The organism is Angustibacter speluncae (assembly GCF_054777815.1).
In genome coordinates this window covers 18,950-44,755 of sequence record NZ_BAAHAF010000135.1, presented here as the reverse complement: position 1 = coordinate 44,755, position 25,806 = coordinate 18,950, and the positions used below count along the sequence as shown (strand labels likewise).

Genomic DNA, 25,806 nt, shown 5'->3' with positions numbered 1-25,806 from the left:
GAGGTGCGCATCGCGAGGTTCTCCCTGGACGACGAACCCACCTACGGCCTGGTCGAGGGCGACCCGGGGGAGGAGCGGCTCGTCGTGCTCGCCGGCGACCCGCTCTACACGCCGGTCAGCCCCACCGGCCGAACCGTCCCGCTCGCGGACGTGCGGCTGCTGGCGCCGGTGATCCCGCGGTCGAAGGTGGTGGGCATCGGCCGCAACTACGCCGACCACGCCGCCGAGCTTGGCCACGACGTGCCCGAGCGGCCGCTGATGTTCCTCAAGCCGAACACCTCGGTGATCGGACCGGGCGACCCGGTCCCGCTGCCGTCGTTCAGCGACGACGTGCACTACGAGGGCGAGCTCGCCGTCGTCATCTCGCGCCTGTGCAAGGACGTGCCGCCCGAGCGCGTCGACGACGTCGTGCTCGGGTACACCTGCGCGAACGACGTCACGCTGCGCGACCTGCAGCAGACCGACGGGCAGTGGGCGCGCGCCAAGGGCTTCGACGGGTCGTGCCCCCTCGGGCCCTGGATCGAGACCGACCTCGACCACGCCGACGTCGGCGTCGTCACCCGGCTCGACGGCGAGGTGGTGCAGGACGGGCGCACGTCGCAGATGGTCTTCGACGTGGCGCACCTGGTCTCCTACGCCAGCCAGGCGTTCACGCTCCTGCCCGGCGACGTCATCCTCACCGGCACCCCGGCCGGCGTGGGCCCGCTGCAGGCGGGTCAGCGCGTCGAGGTCGAGATCGAGGGGCTGGGCACGCTCTCGAACCCGGTCGTCCGCCGCTGACGGCCCCCCTACCCTGGATCCACCATGGCCGAGACCCCCACCGCACCCGTGCGCCTGCGCGTCGCCCCGTCGCCCACCGGCGACCCGCACGTCGGCACCGCGTACATGTCCCTGTTCAACCTCGCCTTCGTGCGCCAGCAGGGCGGGCAGTTCGTCCTGCGCATCGAGGACACCGACCGCGCCCGCTTCCGCGAGGACAGCGAGCAGCAGGTGTACGACACGCTGCGGTGGCTCGGGCTCGACTGGGACGAGGGGCCCGACAAGGGCGGGCCGTACGCGCCGTACCGGCAGTCCGAGCGCCTCGACACCTACCGCCCCTACGTCGACCGGCTGCTCGAGCAGGGCAACGCGTACCTGTGCTGGTGCACCACCGAGCGGCTCGCGCAGATGCGCGCCGACCAGCAGGCGCGCAAGCAGGCCACGGGGTACGACCGGCTGTGCCACGGCAAGACCGCCGAGGAGCGTTCGGCTCTGCCGGGTTTCAGCGAGACGCCGGTCGTGCGCATGCTCGTGCCGGACGACGTCCCGCTGGTGTTCACCGACGTCATCCGCGGTGAGGTGCGCACCCCCCGCCCCGACGACCAGGTGATCCTCAAGGCCGACGGCTTCCCGACCTACCACCTCGCGGTCGTCGTCGACGACCACGAGATGGCGATCACCCACGTCGTGCGCGGCGAGGAGTGGATCAGCTCCACCCCGAAGCACCTGCTGCTGTACGGCTGGCTCGGCATCCCGGTGCCGCAGTTCGCGCACATGCCGTTGCTGCGCAACGCGGACAAGACGAAGTCGAAGATCAGCAAGCGCAAGAACCCGGCCGCCCGCCTCACCTGGTTCGTCGAGCAGGGCTACCTGCCCGAGGCGCTGCGCAACTTCCTCGCGCTCACCGGGTACTCGATGCCCGACCTGCGGGAGAAGTTCTCCTTCGACGAGATGGTCGAGTCGTTCAGCTGGGACCGCGTCAGCGAGACCGGCGGCGTCTTCGACGTCGACAAGCTGAACTGGCTGAACGGCGAGTACATCCGCTCGCTCGACGAGGCCGACCTGACGGCGCGGATCGTGGCGCACCTGCAGCGCGAGGAGCTGCTCGGCGACGAGCCCACCGACGCCCAGCTGGCCGCGCTCACCGAGGCGACCCCGCTGGTGCAGACCCGCATGGTGACCCTCGCCGAGACCGGCCCGATGCTCGGCTTCCTGCTCGTCGACGGTCGCGACCTCGAGGTCGACGACGACGCGGTCGCCACGTTGAAGGACGACGCCCCGGCCGTGCTCGACGCGTCGCTGGCCGCGCTCGAGCCGTTGCAGGAGTGGACGTCCGAGGGGATCGAGGCGGCGCTGCGGGCGGCGGTGGTCGACGGCCTCGGCATCAAGCCGAAGCTCGCCTTCGGCCCGCTGCGGGTCGCGGTCACCGGGCGGCGCATCTCGCCGCCGCTGTTCGAGAGCATGCAGATCCTCGGGCGCGAGGAGTCGCTGCTGCGGCTGCGGGCGCTGCGGGACCGCTGGTGAGCGCCGACCGGGGCAGGCTCTACCCCCAGCTGCTGCGCCGTCCCGGCACGCGCTGGTGGCAGGCCCCGGTCAGCCTGGTGCTCGTCGGGCTGTTCTTCGGCGTGGTCTCGCTCCTGCAGGTCCTGTTCGAGGTCGGGTTCTACGGCGGCTTCGGCTTCGCGATGGGCGTGCAGGACGACGGGTCGTACGGCGGCCCGGCACCCGTGCTGTACACCGTGGTGCAGCTCGTGGTGCTCACCGCGCTCGTCGTCGTCGCGGCGTGCTGGGCGTACTCGGTGCGCCCCGGGTGGCTCGCCTCGGTCGCGACCCGGCTGCGCGGACGGGTCGCGGTGACGACCCTGCCCGCCGCGCTCGTCGCCGGCCTCGGGGTGTGGGGCCTGGCCGCCGCCACCGGGAGCGGGCCGGTGCCGGCCGACGCCTCGGCGTCGGGCGGCGCGGCCGCCCCGGCGGTGTGGGTCGCCGTCGGCCTGCTGCTCGCGCTGGCGACGGCGCTCCTCGACGAGGTCGTCTTCCGCGGCTGGCTCTCCCAGGCGCTCGGCTCGCTCGTCGAGGACGAGCGCGTGGCCCTCGCGGTCGCCGGGCTCGGCGGCGCGGCCGCCTACGCCTGGTGGCACCGCACCGACTCGGTCGGTGGTGCCGCCTGCGCCGTGCTCGTCGGGCTCGTGCTGTTCGCCGTCGCGACCCTGACCGGCGGGCTGGAGGCCCCGTTCGCCGTCTCGCTCGGGCTGACCGCCGGCCTGCTCGTCCCCTACGCCGCCCGCCACGGCCTCGACGTCGGCGCGTCCGCCCGGCCGGCGTCCTGGACCGACGTCGTGGTCGCCGTCGCCGCCGGTGCCGCGGCCGTCGGGCTGGCGCGGCTGGCGGGCGCCGACCGGCGCGGTCGGCCGGAGGGGGAGCAGCGCGGCCTCAGCGACCTGAGCCAGGCCCGGGGCGTGCGGTGACGGCAGCGGTCGAGCTGCAGCCGCGCCCGTACCCGCAGCTGCTGCGCGGTCCCCGGCACCGCTGGTGGCGGCCGTTCGTCGGCCTCGCGGTCATGGTGGGACTGCTCCTCGTGCTGTTCGTGCTGAGCTCGATCGCGGTGCTCGTCGTGCTGGTCACGGGCGACGTCGACCTGCTGTCGATGACCGGCGAGATCTCGCCCGAGCTGCTGGCCTCGCCGGCGCTGTTCACGGTCAACAACCTGTTCCTCGCCTCGCTCGTCCCCGCCGCGATGCTGGCGGTCTGGGCCGGCCACGGGTGGCGTCCGCGGTGGGTGGCCTCGGTCGTGCCCGGCATCCGCTGGCGCTGGATGCTCGGCGTCACGGCGGTGTGCCTGCTGGTGCAGGTGGCCGGGACGCTGCTGCTCTGGACCGTCGACGGCTTCCCGACCGGCACGGCCGACGACCAGGCGGTCGCGCTGCTGCTGTGCGTGCTGCTGACGACCCCGTTGCAGTGCGCCGGCGAGGAGTACCTGTGCCGCGGGTGGCTCACCCAGGCGATCGGGTCGTTCTTCAGCCGGGCGCTGCTCGCCGTCCTGGTGCCCGCCGTGGTCACGGCTGCGGTGTTCGCCGGCATGCACTCGCTGGGGGCCGAGCAGAACCTCGCGCTGTTCCTCGACCGGTTCGCGTTCGGGCTGCTGGCGTCGTACCTGGTGTGGCGCACGGGCGGCCTCGAGGCCGCGATCGCCGCCCACACCGCGAACAACCTCGTGGTGATGGTCCCGGCGATCCTCACGGGCACGCTCGACGACAGCCTCGCCGTCTCGGACGCGCCCTGGGGGATGGTGGCGCTGGACGTCGTGGTGATGGTGGTCGTCGGGGTGCTCGTCACCGTGCTCGCCCGCTTCGTGCGGGCGCAGCGGGTGCACGACCCCGCCCGGCAGCCGGGCGCGCCACCCCCGCCGCTGCCGCCGCCCCAGGCGCCCCCCGGCTGGGGGCCGCACTGGCCGACCGCCGGCCCGCCCGCCGGTCCGCCCGCCGCACCGTCCACCCCCGGCGGATCCGTTTTGGATGGACCGGGACCGACCCGGTAGCATCGCGTTCGCCCTCCGGGGCGAGAACGGGCCGTGGCACGGCCTCTCGGGACGCTGGTCCCGGAGACCGGGTCATACCCCCGTGGGGTATGGTGTAATTGGCAGCACGACTGATTCTGGTTCAGTTAGTCTAGGTTCGAGTCCTGGTACCCCAGCGCGATTGGTCAGCCGGCCGCGGCAGCGGCTAAGGTTCTCCAGCGCAGTCCGGTCCGCCGGAACGCACGGCCCCGTTGTGTAGCGGCCTAGCACGCCGCCCTCTCAAGGCGGTAGCGCGGGTTCGAATCCCGTCGGGGCTACGTCCGCAGGAGCCCGGTCACCTCAGGTGACCGGGCTCCTGCCGTTCCCGGGTGCCTCGCCCGCGCCACCCCACGCGGTCGCCGCCTGCGACTGCTGCGCCAGGCGCCGCAGGGCCAGCAGCACCGGTTCGCGCAGCACGGTGCCGAGCACCACGGTGGTGACGGCGTCGGTGGGTGAGTCCGTCGGCACCGACGCGACGTCGACCTCGGCCGCCGCCCGGGCCGCCGACGCGTAGGCGAGCAGGTGGTCGTCGGTCATCGTCAGCCCCACGTCGTCGAGCGCCGCCAGCGCCGCGGCCAGCCGGCGCGCGGCCGGGCAGTGCTCGTCGACGCCGTCCCAGCCGACCCGGTCGAGCAGCTCGCCGACGCGCGAGGTGCTGACCTCGTCCGGCGCGTCGCCGAGCGCGCTGTGCGCGTGCCCGACGGCCTCCCACAGCGACGGGCTCTGCAGGCCCGCGAGCACCTCGCGGGTGCGGGCCAGGCTGAGCCCCCCGGTCTCGACCAGCGCACGCACCAGGCGCAGCCGCGCCACGTGCTCGGGTCCGTAGACGGCCTGCGTCGCCGAGGTGCGGCGGCCGGCCTGCAGCAGCCCCTCGCGCAGGTAGAACTTCACCGTCGCCAGGGGCACGCCGGACTCGCGGGACAGCTCGGAGATGCGCACGCCGCTCCTTTCCTCTTGCGCTGGAGAGTACAGGTCTCCAATATCGGAGAGTTCTACTATCCAATCAGGGAGGTCGTCATGCCGCGGGTGCAGCGAGGACGGTTCACGCACGAGCACGAGGGTCCGGTCGTGGTGTTCCTGCTCGGCATGCGGGTGAACCGGTGGTGGCGGGTGCGCTCGTGGCTCCCGGTGCTGGCCTCGATGCCCCGGATGCAGGCCGAGCTGCGGCGCGAGCGCGAGCGCGGACTGCTCGGGGTGGCGAACCTCGTGGGCGGCGCGGGCCCCGTGGTCGTGACGTACTGGAGCAGCCTGGACGCGCTGGTCGCGTACGCGCACGACGCGGACGGCGAGCACCGGCCGGCGTGGAAGGCCTTCAACGCGGCGATGCGCAGGCACCCGGGCGACGTCGGCATCTGGCACGAGACGTTCGTCGCGCCGGCCGGCGGCCACGAGTCGGTCTACAGCGACATGCCGCTGCTCGGGCTGGCCGCGGCCACCACCTCCGTACCGGTCGGTGCGCGGACGGAGACGGCGACGGACCGGATCAGGCGGAGCGGCGCAGCACCTCGGTGAGCCGGCCGGCGGCCTGCGTCACGGCCGCCGCGTGCAGCCGTCCCGGTTGGCGCGAGAGCCGCTGCAGCGGACCGGACACCGAGACGGCTGCGACCACGCGACCGGACGGGCCGCGCACCGGGGCGGAGACCGACGCGACGCCCTGCTCGCGCTCGCCGACCGACTGCGCCCAGCCGCGCCGGCGCACGCCGGACAGGATCGTCGCGGTGAAGCGCGCGCCCTGCAGGCCGCGGTGCAGCCGGTCCGGCTCCTCCCAGGCGAGCAGCACCTGGGCGGCCGAGCCGGCGAGCATCGTCAGCGTCGAGCCGACCGGGATCGAGTCGCGCAGGCCGACGGGGCGCTCGGCCGCGGCCACGCAGATGCGGGCGCCGCCCTGGCGGCGGTACAGCTGGGCGCTCTCGCCGGTCGCGTCGCGCAGCTGGACCAGGACGGGGCCGGCCGCCGCGAGCAGCCGGTCCTCGCCGGCGGCGGCGGCGAGCTCGGCCAGCCGCGGCCCCAGGACGAACCGGCCCTGCATGTCGCGGGCGACGAGCCGGTGGTGCTCGAGGGCGACGGCGAGGCGGTGGGCCGTGGGTCGGGCCAGGCCCGTGGCCTGCACCAGCTGCGCGAGGGTGGCCGGCCCGGCCTCGAGGGCCGACAGCACCACGGCGGCCTTGTCCAGGACGCCGACTCCGCTACTCTTGTCCATAGGTCGATATTGCCGTCTTATCAAGTGAGACGCAAGTTCCCGAGGAAGAGAGCAGGAGCCATGGCTCGCACGCTGGCGGAGAAGGTCTGGGACGCCCACCTGGTACGGGCGGGTGAGGGCGGTGAGCCCGACCTGCTCTACATCGACCTCCACCTCGTGCACGAGGTGACGAGCCCGCAGGCCTTCGACGGGCTGCGGCTCGCCGGCCGCGGGGTGCGCCGTCCCGACCTGACGATCGCGACCGAGGACCACAACACCCCGACGCAGCAGATCCACCTGCCGATCGCCGACCCCGTGAGCCGCACGCAGATCGAGACGCTGCGCGCCAACTGCGCCGAGTTCGGCGTCCGGCTGCACCCGCTGGGCGACATCGAGCAGGGCATCGTGCACGTCGTCGGGCCGCAGCTGGGCCTGACCCAGCCCGGGATGACCGTGGTGTGCGGCGACTCGCACACCTCGACGCACGGAGCGTTCGGCGCGCTCGCCCTGGGCATCGGCACCAGCGAGGTCGAGCACGTGCTGGCGACGCAGACGCTGCCGCTGAAGCCGTTCCGCACCATGGCGGTCAACGTCACCGGCACCCTCAAGGAGGGCGTCACGGCCAAGGACGTGATCCTCGCCGTCATCGCGCAGATCGGCACCGGCGGCGGCCAGGGGTACGTCCTGGAGTACCGGGGCGAGGCCATCGAGCGGCTGTCGATGGAGGCGCGGATGACGGTGTGCAACATGTCGATCGAGGCCGGCGCCCGCGCCGGGATGATCGCGCCCGACCGCACCACCTTCGCGTACCTGCAGGGACGGCCGCACGCGCCGCAGGGCGCCGACTGGGACGCCGCGGTAGAGTGGTGGTCGCAGCTGCGCACCGACGAGGGTGCGGTCTTCGACCACGAGATCACCCTCGACGCGGACCAGCTCGAGCCGTTCGTCACCTGGGGCACCAACCCCGGCCAGGGCCTGCCCCTCACCGCCGCGGTGCCCGACCCGGCGTCGATCGCCGACGCCGACCAGCGCCAGGCCGCCGAGAAGGCGCTCGAGTACATGGACCTCGCGCCGGGCACCCCGCTCAAGCAGATCGCCGTCGACACCGTCTTCATCGGGTCGTGCACGAACGGCCGCATCGAGGACCTGCGGGCCGCGGCCGACGTCGTGCGCGGGCGCAGCAAGTCCGACGCGGTCCGCGTCCTGGTCGTCCCCGGCTCGGCGCGGGTGCGGCTCCAGGCCGAGGAGGAGGGCCTCGACCGCGTCTTCACCGACTTCGGCGCGGAGTGGCGCAACGCGGGCTGCTCGATGTGCCTCGGGATGAACCCCGACCAGCTCGCGCCGGGGGAGCGCAGCGCGTCGACGTCGAACCGCAACTTCGAGGGACGCCAGGGCAAGGGCGGTCGCACCCACCTGGTCAGCCCCGTCGTCGCCGCCGCCACCGCCGTGCGCGGCACCCTCTCGTCCCCGTCCGACCTTGAGCCGGTCACCGCGCCGGTCCCGGCCTGACCGCACCCCCAGGAGGAAGCCGTGGACTCGTTCGTCCGCCACACCGGCGTCGGCGTCCCGCTGCGCCGCAGCAACGTCGACACCGACCAGATCATCCCCGCCGTCTACCTGAAGCGGGTGACGCGCACCGGGTTCGAGGACGGGCTGTTCTCGGCCTGGCGCTCCGACCCCTCGTTCGTCCTGAACCAGGAGGCGTTCGCGTCCGGCTCGGTGCTGGTCGCCGGTCCCGACTTCGGCACCGGGTCCTCCCGCGAGCACGCGGTCTGGGCGCTGAAGGACTACGGCTTCCGGGCCGTCCTGTCGTCCCGGTTCGCCGACATCTTCCGCGGCAACGCGGGCAAGCAGGGGCTCGTCGCCGGGGTGCTCTCCCAGGACGACATCGAGCTGATCTGGAAGGTCCTCGACAACGCCCCCGGCACCGAGGTGACCGTCGACCTCGAGGCCCGTCAGGTCGTCTGCGACACCGTCGTGGCGCCCCTGGAGATCGACGACTACACCCGCTGGCGGCTCATGGAGGGCCTCGACGACATCGGTCTGACCCTCCAGCACGAGGACGAGATCTCCGAGTTCGAGCAGGCGCGTCCGGCCTTCCTGCCGGCGACCCTGCCGGCGCGTTGACGGCCGCGTCCGACGCACCGCCCGAGCCTCGAACCGGTTCTGGCACACTAGATCTCGATCACGCATCCTGAACCGGCCGTCCCCGGCCCCCTCCCACCGGAGCCTCTCCCCAGCCTCCTGCAGCCCGGCAAACCGCCCACGACACAACGAGACACACGCGTCGTTGTGGTGGACGAGCGCGCCCAGCAGGAATACCGTCGTGCGCGAACCGGGCGACCGCCCGGAGGCTCAGGCACTGGAGGAGAAGTTCAGTGAACAAGGGACAGCTGGTCGACGCGCTGGAGGACCGGCTCGGTAGCCGGAAGCTCGCCAGTGACGCCGTCGAGGCCGTGATCGACACCATCGTCCGCGCCGTCGCCAAGGGTGAGCGCGTCGCCATCAGCGGCTTCGGCACCTTCGAGCGGGCCGCCCGCGCGGCTCGCACCGGGCGCAACCCGCGCACCGGCGAGACCGTCCGCATCAAGAAGACCTCGGTGCCGAAGTTCAAGCCCGGTACGGCCTTCAAGGGGTACGTGGCCTCGCCGCGCAGCCTCCCGGCCGCTGCTGCCGCCGCCGTCACCTCCCGGGTGTCGTCGGCCAGCAAGACCACGGCCGCCGCCGCCAAGAAGGCTGCGCCGTCGAAGCGGGCCGCAACGAAGACCACGGCCGCCAAGACCACGGCCGCGAAGAAGACCACGGCGAAGAAGGCTGCGCCGGCGAAGAAGTCGACGGCCACGAAGACCACGGCCGCGAAGAAGACCACCACCCGGGCGACCACGAAGAAGGCCACCCCGGCGAAGAAGACGACGGCCACCAAGACCACGGCCGCGAAGAAGACCACGGCGAAGAAGGCCACCCCGGCCAAGGCCGCGGCGAAGAAGACCACGGCGAAGAAGACCACCGCGAAGAAGGCGGCGCCGGCGAAGAAGACGGCCACCAAGACGGCCGCGAAGAAGACCACGGCCCGCAAGACCACGGCGCGCAAGACCGCGGCGAAGAAGGCCTGAGCCGCGACAGCGGCGCAGCACGACCACCGAGGGGCCGACCCGTGCGGGTCGGCCCCTCGGTGCGTGCGACAGTAGGTGCGACCTGCACGACACGACGGGGGAGACGAAGGCTGGTGACATGAGCGACGTGCTGACCGTCCGCGGCGGACGCCCCCTCTCGGGCTCGATCTCCGTCCGCGGGGCGAAGAACTTCGTCTCCAAGGCGATGGTGGCGTCCCTGCTGGGCGAGACCCCGTCGCAGCTGCGCAACGTGCCCGAGGTGCGCGACGTCTCGGTCGTCCGCGGCCTGCTCGACCTGCACGGGGTGCGGGTGGGGGTCGGCGACGACGGCACGCTCGACCTCGACCCGAGCAACGTCGAGAGCGCCCACGTGGCCGACATCGACGCCCACGCCGGCTCGAGCCGCATCCCGATCCTGTTCTGCGGCCCGCTGGTGCACCGCCTCGGGGAGGCGTTCATCCCCGACCTCGGCGGCTGCCGCATCGGCGACCGGCCCATCAACTACCACCTCGACGTGCTGCGCCAGTTCGGCGCCGTCGTCGACAAGCGCGACCAGGGCATCCGCATCACCGCGCCGCAGCCGCTGCGCGGCACCAGGCTCGAGCTCGAGTACCCGAGCGTCGGCGCCACCGAGCAGGTGCTGCTGACCGCCGTGCGCGCCGAGGGCATCACCGAGCTGCGCAACGCGGCCATCGAGCCCGAGATCGTCGACCTGGTGGCCGTGCTGCAGAAGATGGGCGCGATCATCAACATCGAGCCCAACCGCGTCGTGCGCATCGAGGGCGTCGAGCGGCTCGAGGGCTACCGCCACGTGTCGCTGCCCGACCGCATCGAGGCGGCGTCGTGGGCGAGCGCGGCGCTGGCCACCGGCGGCGACATCTACGTCCGCGGCGCCGACCAGCTGTCGATGATGACGTTCCTCAACACCTTCCGGAAGGTCGGCGGCGCGTTCGAGGTCGACGACGAGGGCATCCGGTTCTTCCACCCCGGCGGCGAGCTGCGCTCCATCGCCGTCGAGACCGACGTCCACCCCGGGTTCATGACCGACTGGCAGCAGCCGCTCGTCGTCGCCCTGACCCAGGCGCGCGGGCTGTCGATCGTGCACGAGACGGTGTACGAGAACCGGTTCGGCTTCACCGAGGCGCTGCGGGGCATGGGCGCCCACATCCAGCTCTACCGCGAGTGCCTCGGCTCGACGCCGTGCCGGTTCGGGCAGCGCAACTTCCGCCACTCCGCGGTCATCTCCGGGCCCACCCCCTTGAAGGGCGCCGACGTCGTGGTCCCCGACCTGCGCGGCGGGTTCAGCCACCTGATCGCGGCGCTCACCGCCGAGGGCACGTCGAACGTGCACGGCATCGACATCATCGACCGCGGCTACGAGCGGTTCTCGGACAAGCTCGAGGCGCTCGGCGCCGACTGCGAGTGGATGGTGCCGACGGCCTGAGGGGGCCTGATCGGATCGTCCGGCGTCAGTCCTCGATGCCGCGCAGGTGCACGCCGCCGACCGAGCCGTCGCCGGCGGCGACGCACGAGACCCGCTGCCCGGGACGCAGGTGGCGCAGCCCGCTGCCGTCGAGCGCGTCCGGCGCCATGGTGAGGCGCACGCCGTCGTCGGTGACGACCTCGCCGGTGCGGGTCGCGGCGTCGTAGCGGAGCACGGTGGCCTGCATGTCGCGCAGCGTACGCGCGGTGCGCGACCCGACACCGAGCGCGGCGGCGAGGGCCAGGTCGTCGCGGGTGTCGACGTCGCGGCGCAGCCGGGGCGGGGCGTCGAGGTCGACCGCGCCCAGGTCGCGGTGGCGCTGCGCCGACCCCGCGCCGAAGGAGTGCCGCACCCGCCCGGCGGACGCCGCCGCGAGCAGCACCGTGCCCTCGCCGTGTGCGTCGGGCACCACCACCTGCGGGACCCCGGAGGCGAGCAGCGCGGCGGCGGCGTCGAGGGTCGTCGCGAGGTCGTCCGGGCGCAGGCTGGGCAGGTCGGCGAGCAGGACGGCGACCGGTCCGGGGCGTGCGGCGCGCAGGCCGCGGTCGACGGCGTCGCGCAGCCCGCCGGGCGGCGGTTGGCGCACCACGTGCGCGCCGAGCGCGGTGGCGTCGAGGGCGACCCGGGCGTCGCCGGTGACGACCAGCGCGCGGGAGACGGGTGCCGCGCCGAGCACCGCCTCCACGCAGTCGAGCGACATCGCGAGCGCGAGGTCGACGGGCGCGCCGAGCCGGGACTTCGCCGCGGAGCCGCCCTTGACGGGCAGCACGACGTCCCAGGTCACGGGTCGATCCTCTCGCACCGGTGCGTCAGGTCGACACGGCGCTCGCCCTGCGGCGAGGATGGTGCGGCGCGCCGGCGGGGCACGCGAGGGCGCGAGCGAGCCGGGGAGGTGCGGTGACGGGTCCGTCCAGGAGCCTGGCGTTCCGCTTCGCCGAGTCGATCGTCCGGCCGCTCGTCCGGCTGCTCACCCGCCACCGCTGGAGCGGGCAGGAGCACGTCCCGCGCGAGGGCGGTGTCGTTGTCGTGGTGAACCACACCTCGCACGCCGACCCGTTCGTCGTGGCGCACTACCTGGTCAACGTCCCGCGGCTGCCCCGGTTCCTCGGCAAGGAGTCGGTCTTCCGCATCCCGCTGGCCGGTCGCATCCTGCGCAGCGCCGGCCAGATCCCGGTGTACCGCGAGTCGGTCGACGCCTCGCGCAGCTACCGCGACGCCGTCCGGGCCGTGCGCGACGGCGAGTGCGTCGTCATCTACCCGGAGGGGACGCTGACCCGTGACCCCGACCTGTGGCCCATGCGAGGCAAGACGGGTGCGGCGCGGGTGGCGCTCGAGACCGGCTGCCCCGTCGTCCCCGTGGCGCAGTGGGGGTCGCACACGATCCTGTCGCCGTACGGCTCGGACCTGCGCCTGCTCCCGCGCCAGCGCGTCACGGTCGTCGCCGGACCGCCCGTCGACCTGTCGGCGTTCCGCGACGTCCCCCACGACGGCAAGGTGCTCGCCGCCGCCACCGACGCGATCATGGACGCCCTGTCGACCCTGGTCGGCGAGGTGCGCGGCGCCGAGCCGCCGACGACGCGGTGGGATCCGCGTCAGCACGGCCAGAGCACCACCGGCAGGTTCGACCGAGGGAGCACCGGATGAGCGCGTCGACCGGCCACACCGCCGTCATGGGCACCGGCAACTGGGGCACGACCTTCGCGATGGTGCTCGCCGACGCCGGTGCCACCGTGCGGATGTGGGGACGCCGTGCCGAGGTGGTCGACGAGATCACGACGCGGCACCGCAACACCGAGTACCTGCCCGGCGTCGAGCTGCCGGAGGGCGTCAGCGCCTCGACCGACGCCGCCGACGTCCTGGCCGGCGCGTCCACCGTGGTGCTGGTCGTGCCGTCGCAGACGCTGCGGCAGAACCTGTCCGGCTGGGCACCCGCGATCGGCGACGACGCCCTGCTGGTGAGCCTGATGAAGGGCGTCGAGCTCGGCACCCACCTGCGGATGAGCGAGGTCGTGGCCGAGGTCACCGGGGCCGGCGCCGAGCGCGTCGCGGTGGTGTCCGGGCCGAACCTCGCCACCGAGATCGCCGCCCGCCAGCCCACTGCCACCGTCGTCGCCTGCGCCGACCACGACCGCGCCGTGGCGTTCGCGCACGAGTGCTCCACGCCGTACTTCCGTCCGTACACCCAGGACGACGTCGTCGGGGTCGAGCTCGGCGGAGCGGTGAAGAACGTGATCGCGCTCGCCGTCGGCATGGCCGAGGGCATGGGCATGGGCGACAACACCCGGGCCTCGATCATCACCCGGGGCCTGGCCGAGACGGCCCGGCTGGCAGCCGCGCTCGGCGCCGACCCGACGACGGTCTCGGGCCTGGCCGGCATGGGCGACCTCGTCGCCACCTGCGCCTCGCCGCTGTCGCGCAACCGCACGTTCGGGCACAACCTCGGTCAGGGCATGACGGTCGAGGAGGTCGTCGCGGTCACGAAGCAGACCGCCGAGGGCGTGAAGTCGTGCCGGTCGATCCTCGAGCTCGCGCAGTCGGCCGGCGTCGACATGCCCATCACGCAGGCCGTCTCGACCGTCGTGCACGACGGCGTGGCCGCCGCCGAGATGGTGCGGGTCATCCTGTCGCGCGCCCGCAAGCACGAGCAGAGCTAGCGGACGGTCCTCAGCGCGGCGTCCAGGTCCGCCCACAGGTCCTCGACGTCCTCGATCCCCACCGACAGCCGCAGCAGGCCCTCCGGCACCGTCAGCGGCTCGTTGCCGTGCCGTCGGCGACGCTCGACCATCGACTCCACGCCGCCGAGGCTGGTGGCGGGCAGCCACAGCCGCACGGCGTCGACCACGGCGTCCGCCGCGTCCGCGCCGCCTGCGACCTCGACGGCCAGCATCGCGCCGTACCCGCGCATCTGGCGCCGCGCGAGGTCGTGCCCGGGGTCGTCCGCCAGACCGGGGTACCGCACGCGCTCGACGGCCGGGTGGTCGCGCAGCCGGTTCGCCAGCTCGAGCGCGGTCGCCTGCGCCCGCCCGAGCCGGACGCCGAGCGTCCGCAGCCCGCGCAGGGCGAGCCAGGCCTCGAACGGGCCGGGGACCGCGCCGTGCAGCCGGCGGTGGGTGCGCAGGCGAGCGCCGAGGTCCGGGTCGGACGTGACGGTGGCGCCGAGCAGCAGGTCGGAGTGGCCGGACAGGTACTTGGTGACCGAGTGCACGACGACGTCGGCGCCCAGCTCGAGCGGACGCTGCACCAGCGGGGTGGCGAAGGTGCTGTCGACGACGGTGAGCGCCCCGGCCGCGCGGGCCGCGGCGGCGCAGGCGGCGAGGTCGGCCACCTGCAGCAGCGGGTTCGTGGGCGACTCGAGCCACACCACGTCGGCGCCGGTGGCGGCGCCGGTCACCGCCGCGGTGTCGGCGACGTCGACGCGGACGAGCCGCAGCCGACCGCGCGCCTGCAGCACCTCGGCCAGCTCGAGCGTGGTGTTGTACGCGGCGTCCGGGGCGACGAGCGTCCCGCCGTCCCGCACGAGGTCGACCGCAGCGCTGATCGCCGCCATCCCGGACGCGAACAGCGTCGCGCCGTCCGGCGCCCCCTCGAGGACGCCGAGCGCCTGCTCGCAGGCGTGCCAGGTGGCGTTGTCGACCCGGCCGTAGAACGGCTGGCCGGGCGGCACCGTCCCGGCGCCGACGAAGGTGGACGTCAGCTCCAGCGGCGGCGACACCGGGGCGCCCGGCTCGCGCGGCGGGCGCCCGCTGACGACGGCGAGCGTCTCGGGCTGCAGCGGGGAGGGCGTGTCGTCTCGGGCCACCGTCCGACCCTAGCCACGCGGCGCTAGGGTCGGTGACCGATGAGCGAGCACGAGAACGAGCGGACCGGCCGGACCAGGGTGGCGGTCGTCTTCGGCGGCCGCTCCAGCGAGCACGCGATCAGCTGCGTCACCGCGGCCGGCGTGATGGCGGCGATCGACCCCGAGCGCTACGAGGTGGTGCCGGTCGGCATCACCACCGACGGCCGGTGGGTGCTCGCCGAGGGCGACCCGCAGCAGTGGGCGATCACCGACGGCGAGCTGCCGAGCGTCGACGAGCGGGCGGCCGGGGGCGCGTCCCTCGCGCTGTCGCAGGGGCTGCACTCGCGCGAGCTCGTGACGCTGCAGCCGGACGAGGTGCCGCGCGTGCTCGGCCAGGTCGACGTCGTCTTCCCGCTGCTGCACGGCCCGTTCGGCGAGGACGGCACGCTCCAGGGGATGCTCGAGCTGAGCGACACCCGCTACGTCGGCGCGGGGGTGCTGTCGTCCGCGCTGAGCATGGACAAGCACTACATGAAGTCGGTGCTGTCGGCGCACGCGCTGCCGGTGGGGCCCTACGTCGTGGTGCTGCCGGTCGAGTGGGAGAACGACTCGGCCTCGGTGCAGGACGCCGTGGCGGCCCTCGGCTACCCCGTGTTCGTGAAGCCGGCGCGCGCCGGCTCGTCGATGGGCATCACCAAGGTGCACGGGCCGGACGAGCTCGAGGCGGCGATCGCGTTCGCGCGCGAGCACGACCCGAAGGTGCTGGTCGAGGCGGCGATCGAGGGCCGCGAGATCGAGTGCGGCGTGCTGCAGTCGCCCGACGACGGCGAGCCGCTCACCACCGACCCCGGCGAGATCGAGGTCGTCGAGGGCTCGGGCCACGAGTTCTACGACTTCGAGGCCAAGTACCTCGACGGCGAGGGCGTGCGGCTGAGCTGCCCCGCCGACCTGCTGCCCGAGGTCGCCGACGAGGTCAGGCGGTTGGCGCGGCAGACGTTCGTGGTGATGGGGTGCGAGGGGCTGGCCCGGGTCGACTTCTTCGTCACCCGCGACCAGCGGGTGGTCGTCAACGAGCTCAACACGATGCCGGGCTTCACCCCGTCGTCGATGTACCCGCGGATGTGGGAGCGCTCGGGCGTCCCGTACGAGGAGCTCGTCGAGCGGCTGCTGCAGCTCGCGCTGCACCGCCGCACGGGTCTGCGGTGACCGACGCGGTCGTGCCCGCGACCGGCACGCAGCACAGCGCCGACGACCCGCGCAACGCCGGCGTGCTCGTGCACGTCGACGGACGTCTCGTGCCGCGCGCCGAGGCGGTCGTGTCGGTGTTCGACAGCGGCTTCGTGCTCGGCGACGGCGTCTGGGAGGGCCTGCGCGTGCACGACGGCGTGCCCGCCCTGCTCGACGAGCACCTCGACCGGCTGTTCGAGGGCGCGAAGGCGATCGCCATGGACGTCGGTCGCACCCGCGAGCAGCTCGAGGCGTCGGTGCGGGACCTGCTGCGCGCCAACGACATGCGCGACGGCGTGCATGTGCGGCTCATGGTGACGCGCGGGGTGAAGAGCACGCCGTACCAGGACCCGCGCGTGACCGTCGGCCCCGCGACCGTGGTGATGATCGCCGAGCACAAGCAGCCCGACCCCGCCGCCGTCGACCGCGGCATCACGCTGTTCACGGTGCACGTGCGGCGCCCGTACCCCGACGTGGTCGACCCGAAGCTGAACTCGCACAGCAAGCTGAACGACATCACGGCGTGCATCCAGGCGTACACCGCCGGGGCCGACGAGGCGCTGATGCTCGACCCGCACGGCTTCGTCGCCACCTGCAACTCGACCCACTTCTTCGTCGTGCGCCGCGGCGAGCTGTGGACCTCGACCGGCGACTACTGCCTCGGCGGCATCACCCGGGCCACGGTGCTGCAGGTGGCGCGCGAGGCCGGGATGGTGGTGCGGGAGAAGAACTTCAGCCTCACCGACGTGTACGGCGCCGACGAGGCGTTCGTCACCGGGACGTACGCCGGTCTCGGCCCGGTGCGCGTGGTCGACGGCCGCACGATCGGGACGGGGGAGCGCCCGGTCACCGAACGGCTGCGCGGCCTCTACCGCGCCCACGTCGACGCCGACGTCGCGCGCCGGCGGGCGGCCTGGGACCGGGTGTGACGTCCGAGCCGGTGCGGCTGGCCGTCTGGTCCGGGCCGCGCAACATCTCGACCGCGCTGATGCGGTCGTGGGAGCACCGCGGCGACTGCGTCGTCGTCGACGAGCCGCTCTACGCGCACTACCTCGCGGTGACGGGCCTGGACCACCCGGCCCGCGACCTCGTGATCGAGGCAGGCGAGACCGACTGGCGCGCAGCGGTCGAGGCCTTGTTCGCGCCGCTGCCCGACGGCACCCGGGTGCACTACCAGAAGCACATGACCCACCACCTCGTCGACGAGGTCGACGACCGGACGTGGGTGCGCGACCTGGTCAACGTGCTGCTGGTCCGCGACCCGGACGCGGTCGTCGCGTCGTACACGCGCTCGCGCGAGCACGTCGAGCCCGCCGACATCGGTCTGCTCCAGCAGGTCTCGCTGCTCGACGAGCTGGGGGAGGACGCGGTGCTGGTGGTCGACTCCGCCGACCTGCTCGACGACCCGCCGACGTACCTGCGGGCGATGTGCGAGCACGCCGGCGTCCCGTTCACCGAGCGCATGCTGTCGTGGCCGCCCGGCCCGCGCGACATCGACGGCGTCTGGGCGCCGTGGTGGTACGCCGCGGTCGAGCGCTCCACCGGCTTCGAGCCCCGCAGCCGCGACGCCGTCCACCTGGACGGCGCCGCGGCCGAGGTCGCGCGCGCCTGCCGCCCCGCGTACGAGCGGCTCTACGCGCTCCGCTGGACGCCGTGAGATGCGCAGTAGTTGCCCCTTCCGAGGGTGCGGATGGGGCGACTACTGCGCACCGGGGTGTGACCGGGGTCAGTCGCCCTTGACGTTCACGATCTGCCGCAGCACGTGGCGGACCTCGACGAGGTCGGCCGCGTCGGCCATCACGACGTCGATGTCCTTGTAGGCCATCGGGATCTCGTCGACGAAGGCGTCGGTGTCGCGGTACTCGATGCCGTGCATCGCCTCCCGCAGCTGCTCGACCGTGAACTGCCGTCGGGCGGCCGACCGGCTGTACTCGCGTCCCGCGCCGTGCGGGGACGAGTGCAGCGCGACCGGGTTGCCCTTGCCGGCGACGACGTACGAGGCGGTGCCCATCGAGCCCGGGATCAGCCCCGGCTCGCCCTCGCGCGCCGAGATCGCGCCCTTGCGCGACAGCCACACCCGCTTGCCGAAGTGCTCCTCCTGCTCGGTGTAGTTGTGGTGGCAGTTGATCTGCTCCCGGCGCTCGACCTGCTCGCCGGTCCACTCCTGCACGCACTTCACGAGGCGGTCCATCATCTCCTCGCGGTTGAGCAGCGCGAAGTGCTGCGCCCACCGCAGCTCGCGGACATACGCCCAGAACTCGTCGGTGCCCTCGACCAGGTACGCCAGATCGCGGTGCGGCAGGTCGATCCACCACTTCCGGCACAGCTCGGCCGCGATCTTGATGTGGTGCTGCGCGATCCGGTTGCCGACGCCGCGCGACCCCGAGTGCAGGAACAGCCAGACCGACCCCTCCTCGTCGACCGTCACCTCGATGAAGTGGTTGCCCGACCCGAGCGAGCCGAGCTGCAGCCGCCAACGAGGCGCGTGGGTGTCGGGGTCGAAGCCGGCCTTCTCGGCCCGCGCCTCGAGGTCGGCCACGCGCTCCTGCGCGGTCGCGGTGAGCTTCTGGTTCGCGCCACCCGCCGACAGCGGGATCGCCCGCTCGATCGCCTCGCGGACGCTGCGGCGGTCGGACGGCAGCTGGTCGACGTGCCACTGCGTGCGCACGGCGATCATGCCGCAACCGATGTCGACGCCCACGGCGGCCGGGATGATCGCGCCGAGCGTGGGGATGACCGAGCCGACGGTCGCGCCCTTGCCGAGGTGCGCGTCGGGCATCAGCGCGACGTGCGGGTGGATGAACGGCAGCCGCGACGTCAGCTCCGCCTGCTCGCGGGTCTGCGCCTCGAGGATGCTCGCCCAGCTCAGCAGGCGCGCGTTGATCTTCTCCATGCCGCCAGTGTGCGCAGATGTCGGCGCTGCGGCACAGGGGTTTTCAGTGCCTCAGGTGCACTCGCGATCGGTGGGGAGGATCTCGACGGCGGTGCCGATCTCGCTCAGGACGAGGTCTGTGCCCTCGGGCTCGGTGCCCTGCAGCTCGATCTCGACGGCGGGGGAGCGGCCGTAGGTCGTGTAGCGCGTGGTGCCCTCGCCGGTGCTCGTCACCCAGTCGACGGCGCCGACGCGCAGGCAGCGGTCGGTCGTGGGACCGGACGGCTCGAGGCCGCAGCGGACGACGACGAGGGACTCGCCGTCGCCCCAGGCCGCGGCGGCCTGGCTGGTGACCTGCCGGCGCTCGCGGTCGCCGAGGGCGTCGGGCAGCCGCACCAGCACCTCGGCGCAGGCGGGGTCGGCGGCGGACGGTGCGACGTCGACGGGGACGGCGCGCGAGCAGCCGGCCAGGCCCGCACCCACGACGAGCAGCAGCGCCGGGACCGCGAGGGTCCCGGCGCTGCGGCGGGGTCGTGCGGGGCTCAGGAGGAGCCGCTCAGGCGTGGACCACCGTGCACGTCACCGTGCGGGTGATGCCGGGGACGCCCTGGATCTTCGACATGACGAGCGGGCCGAGCTCGTCGACGCTCGCGGCCTCGACGCGGACGATCACGTCGTAGGGGCCGGTGACGTCCTCGGCCATGACGACGCCCTGCAGCGAGCCGATCGACTCCGCCACGGAGGCGGCCTTGCCGACCTCGGTCTGGACAAGGACGTAGGCCTGGACCACCACGGGGACCTCCTGGAGTCGAGTCTCGGGACGACGCTGGCCGGCGCCGTCGGCGTCGACCGCCGTCACGCTACCGTGCCGTGGCGCCGACCCGCCAAGGGGTCGTGACGGGGGGTGAGCGGCGGTGACGGACGGTTCCCGGGAGGTCGGCCCCACCTTCGCGGACGTCGGCGAGGACGGCGTGCTGCGCCGGATCCTGCCGCTGCTGCCGTCCGGGCCGGCCACCCTGCTCGGTCCCGGCGACGACGCCGCCGTGCTCGCGGCCCCCGACGCGCGCGTCGTCGTGAGCACCGACGCGATGGTGCAGGAGCGCGACTTCCGGCTGGACTGGTCGACCGGCGAGGACGTCGGGGTCAAGGCCGCCGCCCAGAACCTCGCCGACGTCGCCGCGATGGGTGCGGTGCCGACGGCCCTGGTCGTGACGCTGGTGGCGCCGCCGTCGACGCCCGTGGCCTGGGCGGAGGGCCTGGCGCGCGGGCTCGCGCTGGGGTGCGCCGGGACCGGTGCGACCGTGGCGGGCGGTGACCTGTCGTCCGGGCCGGTGCTCGTGGTGTCGGTGACGGTGCTCGGCGACCTGCAGGGGCGCGACCCCGTCCGGCGCGACGGCGCGCGGCCCGGTGACGTGGTCGCCGTGCGCGGCACGCTCGGCCGCTCGGCCGCGGGGCTGGCGCTGCTGGAGGCGGGTCGGGCGGACGTCGACCGCGAGCTGGTGCGGGCGCACCTGCGTCCGGACCCGCCGGTGCTCGCCGGGCGGGAGGCCGCGCTGGCGGGGGCGACGGCGATGATCGACGTCTCGGACGGGCTGCTGCTCGACCTCGGGCGGGTCGCCCGGGCCTCGGGCGTGACGGTCGCGCTGGACGGGAGCGCGCGCGGCTGGCAGGACAGGGTCGACGCGCTGCGCACGGCCGCCGGGGCACTGGGCGCCGATCCCGTGTCGTGGGTCGCGTCCGGGGGCGAGGAGCACGCCCTGCTCGCGACCTTCGCACCGGGGCAGGTGCCGTCCGGCTGGGACGTGCTCGGCTCCGTGCGGTCGGGGACGGGGGACGGGGTGGTCACCCTCGACGGCCACCCGTCGGAGGGGCGCCTGGGCTGGGACCACTTCCGGGGCTGACCCGGGGAGCACGAAGGCCGGCCCCCTCGGGGACCGGCCTCGGTGTGTGCGGAGCAGCAGGGTCAGCGGGTGACCTTGCCGGCCTTCAGGCACGAGGTGCACACGTCGACGCGCTTGCGGGTGCCGCCGACCATCGCGCGCACGCGCTGGATGTTCGGGTTCCAGCGGCGCGAGTGCCGACGGTGCGAGTGCGAGATGGTGTTGCCGAAGCTCGGCTTCTTTCCGCAGACGTCGCAGTGGGCAGCCACGGGTGATCTCCTACGTCCTGGAACTGGTGGGCGGCGGGGACTCCCGCCGACAGGGCGCGCCCGAGCACGTCGGGCAACCGGACTAGGGTAGCCGACACCCGCGGCGCCGCCCAAATGCGGCCGACCCGACCGCACGACAGGAGCCCCGTGGCCGACCCCACGCCGCCGCCCGAGCAGCCCTTCGACGCAGCCCTCGCCCGGCGCTGGCTCGCCCTCGCGCTGGCCGGCATCGAGCGCGACCGCGAGGCCATCGACGCGCTGAACGTCTACCCCGTGCCCGACGGCGACACCGGCACCAACCTGCACCTCACCCTGCGCCGGGCCGCCGACGAGGTCGCCGAGGTGGCCGACGACGCCGACCTCGCCACGATCGCGGGCGCGGCGGCGCACGGCGCCCTGCTCGGGGCGCGGGGCAACTCCGGCATCATCACCAGCCAGCTGCTGCGGGGCTGGGCGCAGGCCCTCGACGGCCGCCGCGTGGCCGGTCCCGCCGAGGTCGCCGAGGCGCTGCGCCTGGCCGACGAGCAGGCCTGGCGTGCGGTCGAGACCCCCGTCGAGGGGACGATGCTCTCGGTCACCCGCGCCGCCGCCCTCGAGGCGGCCCGCGACGACGGGCGCCCGCTGGCCGTGCTGGTCGCCGACGTCGCCGCCGCCGGACGCGCGGCGCTGGCCCGCACGACGTCGCAGCTCGACGTGCTCGCCGAGGCCGGGGTCGTCGACGCCGGGGGAGCCGGACTGGTGGTCGTCCTCGACGCGCTCGCGGCCGCCGTCACCGGCGACGACGTGCCGCCGCTGCCCGTCACCCCGGGTCCGGTGCCGCTCGCCCAGTCGTGCCCGTCGCCCGGCACCGACGGGCCGGCGTTCGAGGTCATGTACCTGCTCGAGGTGCCCGCCGCCGACGAGGAGCCGCTGCTGGCCGTCGTCCGCGACCGGCTCGGCGCCCTCGGCGACAGCCTCGTCGTCGTGGGCGGCAGCGGGCTGTGGCACGTGCACGTGCACGTCGACGACCACGACGCGGCGGTGGCCGCGGGGGCGTCCGCCGGCAGCCCGCGCGAGGTGCGGGTCACCGAGCTCGCCACCGGCGAGGTCGTCCACGGCCAGCCGCTCGCGCGGCCCGGCGCCGCGCAGTCCGTCGACCGCTCGCTCGCGACCGACGTCGCGGTGGTCGCGTGCTGCGCCGGCGAGGGGCTGCGCCGGCTCTACGAGGACGCGGGAGCCGTGGTGGTCGCCGGCGGCAGCGGCGCCCGCGCGTCGACCGAGGAGCTGCTCGACGCCGTCCTCGGCACCGGTGCGGCCGGGGTGGTGCTGCTGCCGAACGACGCCGACACGGTCGCCGTCGCCCGGGCCGCGGTGGAGCAGGCCGCGGCGGCCGGCGTCCGGGTCGAGGTCGTGCCCACCCGCGCGCAGGTGCAGGGCCTGGCCGCCGACGCCGTGCTCGACCCGTCGCTCGACCCGGCCGGGTGCGCCGCGCGCATGTCCGAGGCCGCCGGCGCCGTGCGCGTGGGGGCGGTGACGGTCGCCGCGCGCGACGCCGTGACCCAGGTGGGTCCGTGCCGCGCGGGCGACGTGCTCGGTGTCGTCGGCGGTGCCTTCACGGTCGTGGCGGCCGACGTCGCCGACGTGGCGGCGCAGGTCGTGGGGCAGCTGCTCGACGACGGCGGCGAGCTGGTCACGCTCGTGCTCGGTGCCGACGCACCCGCCGGCGTGGCCGACGCGGTGCGCGCCCTCGTCGACGCCCGGTCCGGCGCCGTCGAGGTGCAGGTGCTCGACGGCGGGCAGCCGCGCTACCCGGTGCTCGTCGGCGTGGAGTGACCGGGCGTCCGACCCGTGTGGTCTGATCGGGCCGTGCACCCGGCACCGTTCCTCGACCAGCCGCTCGACCGCGTGCTCGGCGAGCGCTCGGCCAAGCCGCTCGTCGAGGGGCTCGGCCTGCACACCGTGAACGCGCTGCTGCTGCACCTGCCGCGCCGCTACGCCTCCTTCGACGAACCCACGGCACTGACCGAGCTGGTCGAGGGCGAGCACGTCACGGTCGTCGCGCGGGTCGCCGAGGTGAAGGCGCGACCGACCCGCAACGGCAAGCACATCGTCGAGGCGGTCGTCACCGACGGCAGCGCGCGGCTGCGGCTCGCGTTCTTCGCCGCGCGCAAGCACGTCGCCGACCACTGGACCCGCCAGCTCGCCGTCGGCACGCTCGCGCTGTTCGACGGCAAGGTCGACTCCTTCCGCGGGCAGCGCCAGCTCTCGCACCCCTCGTTCACCACCCTCGAGCAGGACGCCACCGACCTCGACGTCGTCGAGGCCGCCACCCGGCTGTTCGCGATCTACCCGGCGAGCGCGAGGTGCTCGTCCGAGGTCGTGCGCAAGGCCATGGCGGTGGTGCTCGACCAGCTGCAGCCCTCCGACGTCCCCGACCCGCTGCCGCCGGAGGTGCTCGCCGGGCACGACTTCCCCGGCGCGGCCGAGGCGCTCCAGCTGATCCACCGCCCCGGTTCGCGCGAGCTGGCGAGGCTGGCGCAGGAGCGGTTCCGGTACGAGGAGGCGTTCGTCCTGCAGATCGCGCTGGCCCGGCGGCGCGCCCAGGCCGAGGCGCTGCCCGCGACGCCGCGACCGTCGTCCGAGGGCGGCCTGCTGGCGGCGTTCGACGCGAGGCTGCCGTTCGAGCTCACCGCCGGCCAGCGCGAGGTGGGCGAGGCGGTGGCGGCCGACCTCGCGCGCGAGCACCCCATGCACCGGCTGCTGCAGGGCGAGGTCGGCTCGGGCAAGACGGTGGTGGCGCTGCGGGCGATGCTCACCGTGGTCGACGCCGGCGGCCAGGCCGCGCTGCTCGCCCCCACCGAGGTGCTGGCCCAGCAGCACCACCGGTCGATCACCGCGATGCTCGGCGGTCTCGCCGGGTCGGGCATGCTCCCGCTCGACGACCCGGGGCTGCTCGCCGGTGACGACGGCCCGGCCGACGCGCAGACCAAGGTCGTGCTGCTCACGGGGTCGATGTCGACCGCCGCCCGGCGCCAGGCGATGCTCGACGCCGCGAGCGGCGAGGCGGGCATCGTCGTCGGCACGCACGCGCTGCTGCAGGACAAGGTCGACTTCTTCGACCTGGGCCTGGTGGTCGTCGACGAGCAGCACCGGTTCGGCGTCGAGCAGCGCGACGCGCTGCGCGCCAAGGCGATCCGCACCCCGCACCTGCTCGTGATGACCGCCACCCCGATCCCGCGCACGGTGGCGATGACGGTCTTCGGCGACCTCGAGACCTCGACGCTCACCGAGGTGCCGGCCGGCCGGCAGGTCGTCACGACGCACGTGGTGCCTGAGGAGAAGCAGGGCTGGGTCGACCGCGCGTTCGGGCTCGTCCGCGAGCAGGTCGACCAGGGACGGCAGGCGTTCGTCGTCTGCCCGCGCATCGGCGTCGAGGGCTCCGAGCTGCTCGAGGAGGCGCTCGCCGACGTCGACGAGCCCGACGACGCGCGGGGCGAGTCCCGCCGCCCGCCGCGGGCGGTCGTCGACGTCGTGCTCGCCCTGCGCGAGCACCCCGCGATGCAGGGGCTGCGCATCGAGGTGCTGCACGGGCGCCTGGCCCCCGACGACAAGGACGCCGTGATGGCCGCCGTCGTGGCGGGCGAGGTCGACGTGCTCGTCGCCACCACGGTGATCGAGGTCGGCGTCGACGTCCCCAACGCCTCGGTGATGATCGTCATGGACGCCGACCGCTTCGGGATCTCCCAGCTGCACCAGCTGCGCGGCCGCATCGGCCGCGGCGCCCACCCCGGCACCTGCCTGCTGTTCTGCGGCGACGACGCCAAGGACCGCGCCCGCGACCGGCTCGAGAAGGTCGCCGCCACGTCCGACGGGTTCGCGCTGTCGCACCTCGACCTCGAGACCCGGCGCGAGGGCGACGTGCTCGGCGCCGCCCAGTCCGGCTTCCGGTCCTCGCTGCGGCTGCTGCGGGTGACGCGCGACGGCGACGTCATCGCCGACGCCCGCGAGCGGGCCACCGCCCTGGTGGCCGTCGACCCCGAGCTGGAGCAGCACCCGGTGCTGGCCGAGCACCTGCGGCTGCTGCTCGACCCCGAGCGCGAGGTCTTCCTGGAGCGCGGGTGAGGCGCCGGTGACCCGCATCGTCGCCGGGACGCTGCGCGGGCGCACGCTCGCCGTCCCCGCCGGTCGCGACACCCGTCCCACCTCCGACCGGGTCCGGGAGGCGCTGTTCTCCCGGCTCGACCACGAGGGGCTGCTGCAGGGCACGCGGGTGCTCGACCTGTACGCCGGGTCGGGCGCGCTCGGGCTGGAGGCGGCCAGCCGGGGCGCCGCGCACCTGCTGCTCGTCGAGCAGGCCAGGCAGGCCGCGCAGGTGTGCCGGCGCAACGTCGCCGACCTCGGGCTCGCGGGGACGGTCGAGGTGCGGGCGTCGTCCGTGGCGGCCGCGCTCGCGCACGGGCCCGGCGAGCCGTACGACCTGGTGCTCGCCGACCCGCCGTACCCGCTGGCCGAGGACGACCTGGCCGCCGTGCTCGCGGCCCTGGTCGACCGGGACTGGCTCGCCGACGGCGCCGTCGTCGTGGTCGAGCGCAGCGCCCGGGGGCCCGAGCCGGTCTGGCCCGAGGGACTGGTGCGGTTCGACGAGCGCCGGTACGGCGAGACGGTGCTGTGGCTGGCCGACGCCGAGAGCGGCCCCGCCCCCACGTGAGCGCAG

Annotated in this window: 26 protein-coding genes and 2 tRNA genes; 20 read left to right on the top strand and 8 right to left on the bottom strand. The window is 74.3% G+C overall.

Going from position 1 to position 25,806, the window contains the following annotated elements; translation table 11 throughout:
- Window positions 1-3 precede the first annotated feature (3 nt).
- The 6 genes from ACYVKY_RS15815 to ACYVKY_RS15790 all read left to right on the top strand — a co-directional run bounded on the left by ACYVKY_RS15815 (window position 4) and on the right by ACYVKY_RS15790 (window position 4,590).
- Window positions 4-780, top strand: coding sequence for a fumarylacetoacetate hydrolase family protein (locus ACYVKY_RS15815; RefSeq protein WP_460435946.1), 777 nt, complete (start codon window positions 4-6; stop codon window positions 778-780).
- Between the two features lie 24 nt (window positions 781-804).
- Window positions 805-2,283 (top strand): glutamate--tRNA ligase, encoded by a 1,479-nt coding sequence (gltX, locus tag ACYVKY_RS15810; RefSeq protein WP_460435945.1) that lies wholly within the window; start codon window positions 805-807, stop codon window positions 2,281-2,283.
- Entirely contained in the window at window positions 2,280-3,224 is a 945-nt protein-coding gene (locus ACYVKY_RS15805) for a CPBP family glutamic-type intramembrane protease (RefSeq protein ID WP_460435944.1), read from the top strand. Before gltX ends, ACYVKY_RS15805 begins: the two co-directional genes overlap by 4 nt.
- Window positions 3,221-4,294, top strand: coding sequence for a CPBP family intramembrane glutamic endopeptidase (locus ACYVKY_RS15800; protein ID WP_460435943.1), 1,074 nt, complete (start codon window positions 3,221-3,223; stop codon window positions 4,292-4,294). Before ACYVKY_RS15805 ends, ACYVKY_RS15800 begins: the two co-directional genes overlap by 4 nt.
- Before the next feature lie 83 nt (window positions 4,295-4,377).
- A tRNA-Gln gene (locus ACYVKY_RS15795) sits at window positions 4,378-4,449 on the top strand.
- Between the two features lie 68 nt (window positions 4,450-4,517).
- A tRNA-Glu gene (locus ACYVKY_RS15790) sits at window positions 4,518-4,590 on the top strand.
- 22 nt (window positions 4,591-4,612) lie between these two features.
- On the opposite strand, the gene ACYVKY_RS15785 is transcribed toward ACYVKY_RS15790, so the two are convergent.
- The gene (locus ACYVKY_RS15785; protein WP_460435942.1) at window positions 4,613-5,251 is read right to left on the bottom strand and encodes a MerR family transcriptional regulator; all 639 of its coding nucleotides are present in this window, start codon (window positions 5,249-5,251) and stop codon (window positions 4,613-4,615) included.
- A 78-nt stretch (window positions 5,252-5,329) separates the two neighbouring features.
- Between ACYVKY_RS15785 and ACYVKY_RS15780 the strand changes: the two genes are divergently transcribed.
- Window positions 5,330-5,824, top strand: coding sequence for a DUF4188 domain-containing protein (locus tag ACYVKY_RS15780; protein ID WP_460435941.1), 495 nt, complete (start codon window positions 5,330-5,332; stop codon window positions 5,822-5,824).
- Here the strand turns inward: ACYVKY_RS15780 and ACYVKY_RS15775 are convergent.
- Window positions 5,796-6,512, bottom strand: a complete 717-nt coding sequence (locus ACYVKY_RS15775; protein ID WP_460435940.1) for an IclR family transcriptional regulator — start codon at window positions 6,510-6,512, stop codon at window positions 5,796-5,798. The genes ACYVKY_RS15780 and ACYVKY_RS15775 overlap by 29 nt on opposite strands.
- Window positions 6,513-6,572: 60 nt before the next feature.
- Between ACYVKY_RS15775 and leuC the strand changes: the two genes are divergently transcribed.
- The 4 genes from leuC to murA all read left to right on the top strand — a co-directional run bounded on the left by leuC (window position 6,573) and on the right by murA (window position 11,048).
- On the top strand, window positions 6,573-8,000 hold the full coding sequence (gene leuC, locus ACYVKY_RS15770) for a 3-isopropylmalate dehydratase large subunit (RefSeq protein ID WP_460435939.1): 1,428 nt from the start codon (window positions 6,573-6,575) through the stop codon (window positions 7,998-8,000).
- Between the two features lie 21 nt (window positions 8,001-8,021).
- Window positions 8,022-8,618: a 3-isopropylmalate dehydratase small subunit gene (leuD, locus tag ACYVKY_RS15765; RefSeq protein ID WP_460435938.1), complete on the top strand. Its 597-nt coding sequence runs from the start codon at window positions 8,022-8,024 to the stop codon at window positions 8,616-8,618.
- A 251-nt stretch (window positions 8,619-8,869) separates the two neighbouring features.
- On the top strand, window positions 8,870-9,604 hold the full coding sequence (locus tag ACYVKY_RS15760) for an HU family DNA-binding protein (RefSeq protein ID WP_460435937.1): 735 nt from the start codon (window positions 8,870-8,872) through the stop codon (window positions 9,602-9,604).
- A 118-nt stretch (window positions 9,605-9,722) separates the two neighbouring features.
- The gene (gene murA, locus ACYVKY_RS15755) at window positions 9,723-11,048 is read left to right on the top strand and encodes a UDP-N-acetylglucosamine 1-carboxyvinyltransferase (protein WP_460435936.1); all 1,326 of its coding nucleotides are present in this window, start codon (window positions 9,723-9,725) and stop codon (window positions 11,046-11,048) included.
- A gap of 25 nt (window positions 11,049-11,073) precedes the next feature.
- Here the strand turns inward: murA and cofC are convergent, their stop codons facing one another.
- On the bottom strand, window positions 11,074-11,871 hold the full coding sequence (gene cofC / locus ACYVKY_RS15750; protein WP_460435935.1) for a CofC family guanylyltransferase: 798 nt from the start codon (window positions 11,869-11,871) through the stop codon (window positions 11,074-11,076).
- A gap of 113 nt (window positions 11,872-11,984) precedes the next feature.
- Between cofC and ACYVKY_RS15745 the strand changes: the two genes are divergently transcribed.
- Entirely contained in the window at window positions 11,985-12,731 is a 747-nt protein-coding gene (locus ACYVKY_RS15745; RefSeq protein ID WP_460435934.1) for a lysophospholipid acyltransferase family protein, read from the top strand.
- Window positions 12,728-13,741, top strand: coding sequence for an NAD(P)H-dependent glycerol-3-phosphate dehydrogenase (locus ACYVKY_RS15740; protein ID WP_460435933.1), 1,014 nt, complete (start codon window positions 12,728-12,730; stop codon window positions 13,739-13,741). The genes ACYVKY_RS15745 and ACYVKY_RS15740 overlap by 4 nt, the downstream gene beginning before the upstream one ends.
- Here ACYVKY_RS15740 and ACYVKY_RS15735 read toward each other — a convergent pair.
- Window positions 13,738-14,886: a trans-sulfuration enzyme family protein gene (locus tag ACYVKY_RS15735; RefSeq protein WP_460435932.1), complete on the bottom strand. Its 1,149-nt coding sequence runs from the start codon at window positions 14,884-14,886 to the stop codon at window positions 13,738-13,740. The genes ACYVKY_RS15740 and ACYVKY_RS15735 overlap by 4 nt on opposite strands.
- Before the next feature lie 39 nt (window positions 14,887-14,925).
- Between ACYVKY_RS15735 and ACYVKY_RS15730 the strand changes: the two genes are divergently transcribed.
- The 3 genes from ACYVKY_RS15730 to ACYVKY_RS15720 are packed head-to-tail and all read left to right on the top strand — an operon-like array spanning window position 14,926 to window position 17,749.
- A complete protein-coding gene (locus tag ACYVKY_RS15730; RefSeq protein WP_460435931.1) occupies window positions 14,926-16,071 on the top strand; it encodes a D-alanine--D-alanine ligase family protein in 1,146 nt (381 codons plus the stop codon).
- Complete coding sequence (locus ACYVKY_RS15725; RefSeq protein WP_460435930.1) at window positions 16,068-17,021, top strand: aminotransferase class IV; 954 nt, start codon at window positions 16,068-16,070, stop codon at window positions 17,019-17,021. Before ACYVKY_RS15730 ends, ACYVKY_RS15725 begins: the two co-directional genes overlap by 4 nt.
- Entirely contained in the window at window positions 17,018-17,749 is a 732-nt protein-coding gene (locus ACYVKY_RS15720; protein ID WP_460435929.1) for a sulfotransferase-like domain-containing protein, read from the top strand. The genes ACYVKY_RS15725 and ACYVKY_RS15720 overlap by 4 nt, the downstream gene beginning before the upstream one ends.
- 69 nt (window positions 17,750-17,818) lie before the next feature.
- On the opposite strand, the gene ACYVKY_RS15715 is transcribed toward ACYVKY_RS15720, so the two are convergent.
- From ACYVKY_RS15715 to ACYVKY_RS15705, 3 genes are all read right to left on the bottom strand, one after another.
- Window positions 17,819-18,985 carry an RtcB family protein gene (locus ACYVKY_RS15715; RefSeq protein WP_460435928.1) on the bottom strand — a complete coding sequence of 389 codons (1,167 nt, stop codon included), beginning with the start codon at window positions 18,983-18,985 and terminating at the stop codon, window positions 17,819-17,821.
- Window positions 18,986-19,036: 51 nt separating this feature from the next.
- A complete protein-coding gene (locus tag ACYVKY_RS15710; RefSeq protein WP_460435927.1) occupies window positions 19,037-19,447 on the bottom strand; it encodes a DUF3515 family protein in 411 nt (136 codons plus the stop codon).
- A 73-nt stretch (window positions 19,448-19,520) separates the two neighbouring features.
- Window positions 19,521-19,754: an Lrp/AsnC family transcriptional regulator gene (locus tag ACYVKY_RS15705; RefSeq protein WP_460435981.1), complete on the bottom strand. Its 234-nt coding sequence runs from the start codon at window positions 19,752-19,754 to the stop codon at window positions 19,521-19,523.
- 124 nt (window positions 19,755-19,878) lie between these two features.
- Between ACYVKY_RS15705 and ACYVKY_RS15700 the strand changes: the two genes are divergently transcribed.
- Entirely contained in the window at window positions 19,879-20,865 is a 987-nt protein-coding gene (locus ACYVKY_RS15700) for a thiamine-phosphate kinase (RefSeq protein ID WP_460435926.1), read from the top strand.
- A gap of 62 nt (window positions 20,866-20,927) precedes the next feature.
- Here ACYVKY_RS15700 and rpmB read toward each other — a convergent pair whose 3' ends face one another.
- Window positions 20,928-21,113, bottom strand: coding sequence for a large ribosomal subunit protein bL28 (gene rpmB, locus ACYVKY_RS15695; RefSeq protein WP_460435925.1), 186 nt, complete (start codon window positions 21,111-21,113; stop codon window positions 20,928-20,930).
- A gap of 147 nt (window positions 21,114-21,260) precedes the next feature.
- On the opposite strand from rpmB, the gene ACYVKY_RS15690 reads away from it, so the two are divergent.
- Genes ACYVKY_RS15690 through rsmD form a run of 3 tightly spaced genes read left to right on the top strand, consistent with a single transcriptional unit; the run spans window position 21,261 to window position 25,800 of the window.
- Window positions 21,261-22,925, top strand: coding sequence for a DAK2 domain-containing protein (locus tag ACYVKY_RS15690; protein ID WP_460435924.1), 1,665 nt, complete (start codon window positions 21,261-21,263; stop codon window positions 22,923-22,925).
- A gap of 33 nt (window positions 22,926-22,958) precedes the next feature.
- Complete coding sequence (locus ACYVKY_RS15685; protein ID WP_460435923.1) at window positions 22,959-25,214, top strand: ATP-dependent DNA helicase RecG; 2,256 nt, start codon at window positions 22,959-22,961, stop codon at window positions 25,212-25,214.
- Between the two features lie 7 nt (window positions 25,215-25,221).
- On the top strand, window positions 25,222-25,800 hold the full coding sequence (gene rsmD / locus ACYVKY_RS15680; RefSeq protein ID WP_460435922.1) for an RsmD family RNA methyltransferase: 579 nt from the start codon (window positions 25,222-25,224) through the stop codon (window positions 25,798-25,800).
- The last annotated feature ends 6 nt before the right edge of the window (window positions 25,801-25,806 follow it).